The organism is Streptomyces sp. NPDC046881 (assembly GCF_040645015.1).
In the GTDB taxonomy this organism is placed as follows: Bacteria; Actinomycetota; Actinomycetes; order Streptomycetales; family Streptomycetaceae; genus Streptomyces.
Genome location: NZ_JBEYXJ010000112.1, coordinates 20,474 through 27,505 on the forward strand (window position 1 = coordinate 20,474; position 7,032 = coordinate 27,505).

At 75.1% G+C, this 7,032-nt stretch carries 5 protein-coding genes; 2 read left to right on the forward strand and 3 right to left on the reverse strand.

What is annotated here, in order from left to right:
* Positions 1-47 precede the first annotated feature (47 nt).
* Positions 48-2,309: a tetratricopeptide repeat protein gene (locus ABZ923_RS34400; protein WP_361479945.1), complete on the reverse strand. Its 2,262-nt coding sequence runs from the start codon at positions 2,307-2,309 to the stop codon at positions 48-50.
* Positions 2,310-2,415: 106 nt separating this feature from the next.
* Positions 2,416-4,113, reverse strand: coding sequence for a trypsin-like peptidase domain-containing protein (locus tag ABZ923_RS34405; RefSeq protein ID WP_361479948.1), 1,698 nt, complete (start codon positions 4,111-4,113; stop codon positions 2,416-2,418).
* A 177-nt stretch (positions 4,114-4,290) separates the two neighbouring features.
* Here ABZ923_RS34405 and ABZ923_RS34410 point away from each other — a divergent pair, with 177 nt between their 5' ends.
* A complete protein-coding gene (locus ABZ923_RS34410; RefSeq protein ID WP_361479957.1) occupies positions 4,291-5,058 on the forward strand; it encodes a polysaccharide deacetylase family protein in 768 nt (255 codons plus the stop codon).
* Between the two features lie 13 nt (positions 5,059-5,071).
* On the opposite strand, the gene ABZ923_RS34415 is transcribed toward ABZ923_RS34410, so the two are convergent.
* Positions 5,072-6,085 carry a DUF2278 family protein gene (locus ABZ923_RS34415; protein WP_361479951.1) on the reverse strand — a complete coding sequence of 338 codons (1,014 nt, stop codon included), beginning with the start codon at positions 6,083-6,085 and terminating at the stop codon, positions 5,072-5,074.
* A 182-nt stretch (positions 6,086-6,267) separates the two neighbouring features.
* Between ABZ923_RS34415 and ABZ923_RS34420 the strand changes: the two genes are divergently transcribed.
* Positions 6,268-6,708 (forward strand): SRPBCC family protein, encoded by a 441-nt coding sequence (locus ABZ923_RS34420; RefSeq protein ID WP_361479954.1) that lies wholly within the window; start codon positions 6,268-6,270, stop codon positions 6,706-6,708.
* Positions 6,709-7,032: the final 324 nt, after the last annotated feature.

The following is a 7,032-nucleotide window of genomic DNA, read 5'->3' on the forward strand; positions in this document are numbered from 1 at the left end:
GGAGGTGGTCCCCTCCGGGCGTGGTGCTCCCGGAGGGCCGTACGGGGTCAGAACGTCGTCATCGGCCGGACCGCGTGGGCCAGGTCGAGGAGCCGGCCGTGTTCCCCGGCGGTGCGGGCCTGGGCGGCCAGCTGCCGGAAGGACTGCTCCAGCCGGGTGCGCAGGCCGTCCTCGTCCCCGGCTCCGAGGAGGTCCCCGGCGGGGAAGTCGGGTCCCCAGCCCGGGGCGGGCCGGCCGTGCAGGGTGTTCTCGCGGACCTCGGCGACCAGCCGGGCCCGGGACTCGCCGTTCGCGGCGCCGCCGTCCAGGCGCAGTCCGGGCAGCCGCCGGGCCGCGTCCCGCAGCCCGGCCGGGGTGGGCGGCCGGCCGTGCAGGATGCCGGCACGGATGCGGACGGCCGCGATGCGGGCGGCGTCGTAGTGCCGGGAGGTGGCGGGGACCTCATCGAGGACGTGTACGGCGGCGTCCCGGTCGCCGCCGGCCAGGTGGCCGCGGGCCAGGCCGAACGCGGCGGCGGTGTGCGCGGAGTCCCGTTTCCAGACCGCCTCGTAGTAGCGCATGGCCCGGGCCGGGCGGCCGCCGTCGGCGGATGCGGCGCCGGTGTGTTCGGCGCAGTAGCCGAGGGCGAGCTTGGGCACGTACTCGCCGGGCAGGGCGCGGTAGACGGCGTCGAAGCGGGCGCCGGCCGGCTCCACCTCGCCCTTGCTGAGGTGCAGGACGCCGTGGTGCCAGGCGATCCGCCAGTCGTGGGCGGCGCGTTCGCCGAGCTGGGTCTCGGCCTCGGCGAGCCAGCTCTCCGCCGCCTGCTGCTCGCCCTTCCTGAGGTAGGCCCGGCACAGCCACAGCGCGGTCTCGGGGGTGCCGAGGCGGGATTCGCGGGGCCACTGCCGGGCGACCCGGTCGGGGGCGTCGGGCGGGAAGGTGTCCAGCAGCAGGGCGGCGCCGTCGTCGGGGTCGGGGACCGGGTCGGGCAGGGCGCCGGCCACCTCGGCGGCGGCGGGCGGGGAGACGTCCAGGCCGGCGGGGTGTCCGCCGGGGCGGGCGGTCCAGTGGTCCAGGGCGGGGATGGCGCCGAGTCCGGCGTCGAGGCTGGCGCCGGTGGCGCGGAACCGGGTGGAACTCTCCGGCAGCTGCTCGCCGAACTGCAGCGAGCGGAACTCGCGGAGCACTTCCCACAGTTGGCGAGACATCTCGGCCGCCGAGCGGAACCGGGCGCGGGGTTCGGCGTGGGTGGCGCGGGCGATGAGGCGGCGGAAGGAGTCGGGGGCGAGGCCGCGGGCGGGTTCGGTGCCGCGGGCCAGGGCCTGGAGGGTCATGCCGACGGTGTAGAGGTCGCTGTCGACGTGCCAGCCGCGCCGGTCGATCTCCTCCGGGGGCGGCGCGAAGCCGGCCGTGTAGACGTAGGCGGAGGTGCGGTCGCCGATGGCGCGGACGGCGCCGAGGTCGATGACCTTGACGGCCCGGCCGAAGTGGATGACGTTGGCGGGCTTCATGTCGCAGTAGAGCAGGCCGCGTTCGTGCATGTACTGCAGGGCGCCGAGGATCTTGCAGCCGTAGGTGAGGACGTGGTCGAGGCGGGGGCGGCCGTGGAAGATCCGTTCGGCGTCGTCGGCGTCGAAGAGCTGCTGCAGGGAGCGGCCGCCGATGTAGTCCATGACCAGGTAACCGGTGGGCGAGCGGCCGGCGGCCTGGTGTTCGGCGTAGGTGATGATCCGGACGATGTCGGGGTGGTGCAGGTCGGTGAGGGACCGGCGTTCCTCGACGGCGGTGCGGCGGGCGAGGGCGTCGTGCATGTTGATCTGGCCCTTGAGGACGACCCGGTGGCCGTCGGCGCGGGTGTCCTCGGCGAGGTACACCCAGCCGAGGCCGCCGTGGGCGAGGCAGCCGAGGACCTTGTAGTGGTCGGCGACGACGTCGCCCTTGGCGAGCTGGGGCAGGAAGGAGTAGGGCGTGCCGCAGCGGGGGCAGCGGCCGGTGGCGCGGGCGGGCTGGCCGCCGTAGCCGATGCCGATGGTCATGGTGCAGCCGTCGGCGCCGCAGCGGCGGCCGCCGGTGGGCGGGCGGGGGTCCTCGACGAGCACGTCGTCGGGGACGGGGATCTCGGGCAGGACGACCAGCCCGTGCTGGTCGAGTTCGCCGATCCCGGCCACGGCGTGCACGGCGGCGGGACCGGGGGCCTCCTCGTCGGTGCGGGCCGGGGGCCGGGCCCGGGGCGCGGCGTGCGGCTCGGCGTGCCGGTGACCGCAGGTGTCGCAGTAGCCGGTCCCCATGATGCGCCCCGCACAGCCGGGCCGCAGACACGAGCTCACGGGGCGCCCTCCTCTCCGGGTGCGGTGCGGGGGATCACGGGACTCCCTCCGCCGAGAACGCGAGGCATGGTCTCTTGAGGCTTCTCCCCGGGTGCGGTGCCACGGTTCACCGGGCGCCCTCCTCTCCGGACGCGGTCGCGGTGGTGGAGCAGAAGCCGACGAACCGTTCGGCGGCGGTCTCGGCCCGCTCGATGTCGCAGGGGGTCTGCCGCAGCAGTGACATGGCGTGTTCGTAGAGCCGGTACGCGGCCATGACCCGGTCGCCGTGCGCCGCGGCCCGCTGCCGGCACAGCGGCCACTCGGCACCGACGCGGCCGAGGAGTTCCTCGCGGCGGCGCAGCCGGTCGTCGAGCAGGCCGATGGCCGTCTCCAGGCGCCGCCGGCGGCGGCCGGCGGCCGCCTCGAAGGTGAACAGCAGGCCGGCCCGGGCGGGTTCGTGTTCCTGGCCGGGGGCGTGGGCGATCCAGGCGCGCAGCATCCGGGTGCGCCGTACGCCGGCCTCGGCCTGGTCGAGCAGCGCGCGGCTGCCGGCCGCGGGCAGCACCCGGTGCCGACGGTCCTCCAGCGCCGGGCCCAACTCGTCCGAGATGCGGTCGAGTTCGGCGTGCAGACGGGTCCAGCGGTCGCGCAGCGGGCGGTGCACGAGGGTGTCGGCGGCCCGGGTGGCGGGCTCGCCCGGCCGGCGGAACGCGAGCAGCAGCCGGGCGCCCTGGCGGGCGAGCCGGTCCAGCAGGGCGAGCAGGGCGTCGGGTTCGGCGGCCTGGTCCACGGCGACGAGCACGGCGGTGAGCGGGACGCGCAGCGCGCCGAGCCGTTCGGGCCGGGGGTCGTCGCGGATGCCGAGGCGTTCGGCGATGCGGTCCATGACCTCGGCGGCTGTCAGTCCCTTGACGTCCAGGGCGAGGTCGTGGGCGCCGGCGGGAGGCACGGTCTCGGGCGGGTCGTGGCTGACGGCGCTGGTGTTGCGGTGGGTGCGCAGTTCGCGGTCGGCGAGGGTGACGGCCCGCTGCAGGGTCCATGCGCGGTCGCCGCGGGCGGGGACGACGGTGACGAGCACCGGCCAGCCCTCGCCGCGGAACCAGGAGGCGAGTTCGGTGGCGAAGGGGACGTCGAGCCGGCCGGCGGCGGGGCCGGTGCCGGTGCGCAGCCGGGGGTCGACGGCCTCGGCGCCGTCGGTCCAGGCGGCGACCTGCGGCAGATGGCTGATGATGGTCTCGGTGGGGCTCATGTAGCTGAAGACGGACCCCGGCCCCTCGTCCACGCTCAGGACGATGCCGATGACCTGGTCGGTGGCGTGGTCGACGACACCGCCGCCACTGAAGCCGGGGGCGGCGAGTTCGCCGGGGCTGAGCGGGCGCAGCTGGACCTGGCTGTCCCGGCCGCGGGCGGCGACCAGGGTGGCGCCGTGCCAGCGTCCGCCGTCGTCGCCGTCCGGGAAGCCGTACATGCTGACGGGTCCGTGCGGGGCGGCGAGCCGGTAGAGCCGGGTGGTGTGTGCGGCGGGCAGCGGTGCGGCCAGGCGGAGCAGGGCGAGGTCGCCGCTGCGGTCGCCGAAGGCGTCCTCGTTCTGGGGCACGTGTTCCTCGGGCCGGACGGTGGCGGCCACGGCGTCCAGGCCGGGGACGCCGACGAGGCGGACGGTGTAGCGGTGGCCGGGGCCGACGACATGGCCGGCGGTGAGGACGCACTCGGGGGCGAGGAGGACGCCCGCGCCGAGGACACGCCCGTCCGGTGTCTCGATGCGGGCGATCCAGGGCGGTGTCCGTAAGCGCGATGCGACGACTCGCTCCCCCGTGCGCGTCATGGTCCCGAGGTTACTCCGCGTACCCGCTCGGTACTACTGGTGTGCACGGGAACGATGCGGACGACTGGGTTCACCGGCCCAAGAAATTCGAACACGCGAACTATACACGCGGTGTATAGTCCCGGCATGCCTCTTTCGACCGACACGATCCCGACGCCTGCGCACGCGACCGGGAAGATGCGCACAACGGGCCGCAGGTTCCGCGGATGGGCGCTCGCTTCCGCCGCGGCCTGCCTGGCGCTGACCCTGACCGGCTGCGCCGAGGTCGACACGACCGCGCCGAGCACCGCACGCGCCGAGGCGGCGCACGGGGCGCCGGCCAGGTTCGGCACCGTCGACTGCCGCGAGGCCAAGTGCATCGCGCTCACCTTCGACGCGGGCCCCAGCGAGAACTCGGCGCGGCTGCTGGACATCCTGAAGGAGAAGAAGGTCCCGGCCACCTTCTTCCTGCTCGGCAAGCGGCACATCGAGAAGTATCCGGAGCTGGTGAAGCGGATGGCGGCCGAGGGGCACGAGGTGGCGAGCCACACCTGGGACCACAAGATCCTCACCCGGATATCCGACGCGGAGATACGCGAGGAACTGAAGCGGCCGGACGACGCGATCGAACGGCTCACCGGGCGCAAGCCGACGCTGATGCGCCCGCCGCAGGGCCGTACCGATGCCGATGTGCACCGGATCAGCAAGGAGCTGGGCCTGGCGGAGGTGCTGTGGAGCGTGACCGCCAAGGACTACACGACCGACGACTCGGCGCTCATCACCAAGCGCGTCCTCGACCAGTCGTCCCGGGACGGGATCATCCTGCTGCACGACATCTATCCCGGGACCGTGCCGGCCGTGCCCGGCATCATCGACGCGCTGAAGGCGCGCGGCTACGTGTTCGTGACGGTCCCCCAGCTGCTGGCGCCCGGACGGGCGGAACCCGGCAAGGTGTACCGCCCGTAGCCGCGCGGGCCGTTCAGAACACCACCGTCCAGCCCTCGCGGGCGGCCTGTTCGGCGGTGTAGGAGACGCCGTGGACCTTCAGGCCGGCCGCGTCCAGGAGGGACAGTTCCCCGCCGTGGTCGCCGAGTCGGGCGTCGGGGCCGAGCGGCACGGTGAGGCAGGCGCCGGGCGCGAGCGGGCCGGCGGCCTGGACCGGCGCCCCGTGGCCGAGGCGTCCGACGACGCGCCAGCCGGTCAGGTCGACGGGGTCCGCCGAGGCGTTCAGCAGGGTGACGGTCTCCGCGCCGGGAGCGGGGCCGGTCGCGTTGACCAGCGCCGCGACGATCCGCACCGGCTGCACGGCGGGCGTGGGACGGGTGCCGTCGACGTGCTCCAGGGTGTGCCCGGTGGTGTCGTCGGTGTGCCAGGACTGGCTCTGGAAGGCCAGGAAGATGCCGACCCAGCGGGACTGGCCGGGGAAGCGCAGCAGGAATCCGCCGTCCTGCCACACGCCGTCGTCGCCGCGGAACCGGCGGCTGTTGCCCTGGTTCATGTGGACGTCGTGCACGCCGTTGCCGGGCAGGAACCCGAACACCTTGTCCTTGACGCCGGGTTCGGGACCGAAGCGGGAGCCGAAGACGTACAGCCGCGCCGCCGGGTCGGCCACCGCGCGCTGTACGTAGTGGTCGAGGAGGTCGGCGAGGTCGTTGTCGGGGCCGGCGACGTCCGGCGGGAGCGAGCGCATCCCGGCCGGGTCGAAGAGGTTGCCGCGCACGAAGTCGAGGTTCGGGCCGCCGGGGCCGGACGGCAGGGTGTTCCAGCCGCTGGACAGCTCCTCCAGGCGGGCGGTCAGCGGGTGCCGGAAGTCGTCGGCGACCAGGTAGAGCAGCTCGGAGGGGTGCTCCTGCGACAGTACGTTGACCGCCGCGCGGTAGTGCGTGCCCTGGTCGTCCGTGAGGTGGATCTGGTAGTGCGGCGTGTGGGTCGCGCCCTCGCGCCGGGTGGCGACGGCGCGGGCGATCAGGACGCCGTAGGTCTTCAGCGGCATGTTGGATCAACTCCCCCGTACGGCAGGCGTGTTGCCCGGCCTGGCAGGAAGACTGGAAGCGGGATGTGTGTCGTGCCGCGCCGCGCACCGACGGTTCCAGGATACGTCCGCCCGCCTCCACCTGCTACGCGGACGGCGCGTGAACACGCCGGTGACCGGCGCGCATTGCCTACGATCGTGCCGTGCCCGCCATCTCTTTCGAACGTACGGCGCCCCTCCCGCCCGAGGAGGCCTGGCGCCGGCTCACGGACTGGCCCCGCCATGCCGACGCGGTACCGCTGACCCGGATCGAGGTGCTCACGCCCCCGCCGACCCGCGAGGGCACGCGCTTCGTGGCCAGGTCGGGGGTCGGGCCACTCGCCCTGGACGACGTCATGGAGGTGACGGTCTGGCGCCCGCCGGCCGGCGAGGAGCCCGGCCTGTGCCGCCTGGAGAAACGCGGCCGCGTGATCCTCGGCTGGGCCGAGATCGAGGTCCACCCCGGACCCGGGGGCCACAGCCGTGTGGTGTGGCGCGAGGAACTACGGGTCCGCTTCCTGCCCTCCGCCCTCGACCCCGCCCTGAAGTCCGCCTCCCACCACCTGTTCGGACGCGCAGCCGACCACCTGCTCAGACGGGGCTGAACCAGCGGGTGGGACGGGGGCCGGGCCGGTGGGGCGGGGGCCGGGCGGGCGGGGCCCGGGGGACTGGGCGGGCGCGGCCCGGGAGCCAGTCGGGCGCGGCCGGGGGCCGGTCAGGCAGGGCCAGGATGCCGGGCGGGCGTGACCCGGGGGCCAGGCGGCGTGACCCGGAGGGCCGGGCGGGCGCGGCCCGGGAGACCGGGCGGGCGCGGCCCGGGAGACCGGGCGGGCGCGTCCCGGGAGCCAGTCGAGCGGAGCCAGGGGCCGGACAGGCAGGGCCAGGATGCCGAGCGGGCACGGCCCGGAGGGCCGGGCGGAGCGCGGCCC

Bases quoted from the DNA above. Each gene is read 5' to 3' on its own strand.
- ABZ923_RS34410 (WP_361479957.1), top strand. From the start codon at position 4,291: ATGCGCACAACGGGCCGCAGGTTCCGCGGATGGGCGCTCGCTTCCGCC.
- ABZ923_RS34415 (WP_361479951.1), bottom strand. From the start codon at position 6,085: ATGCCGCTGAAGACCTACGGCGTCCTGATCGCCCGCGCCGTCGCCACC.
- ABZ923_RS34405 (WP_361479948.1), bottom strand. From the start codon at position 4,113: ATGACGCGCACGGGGGAGCGAGTCGTCGCATCGCGCTTACGGACACCG.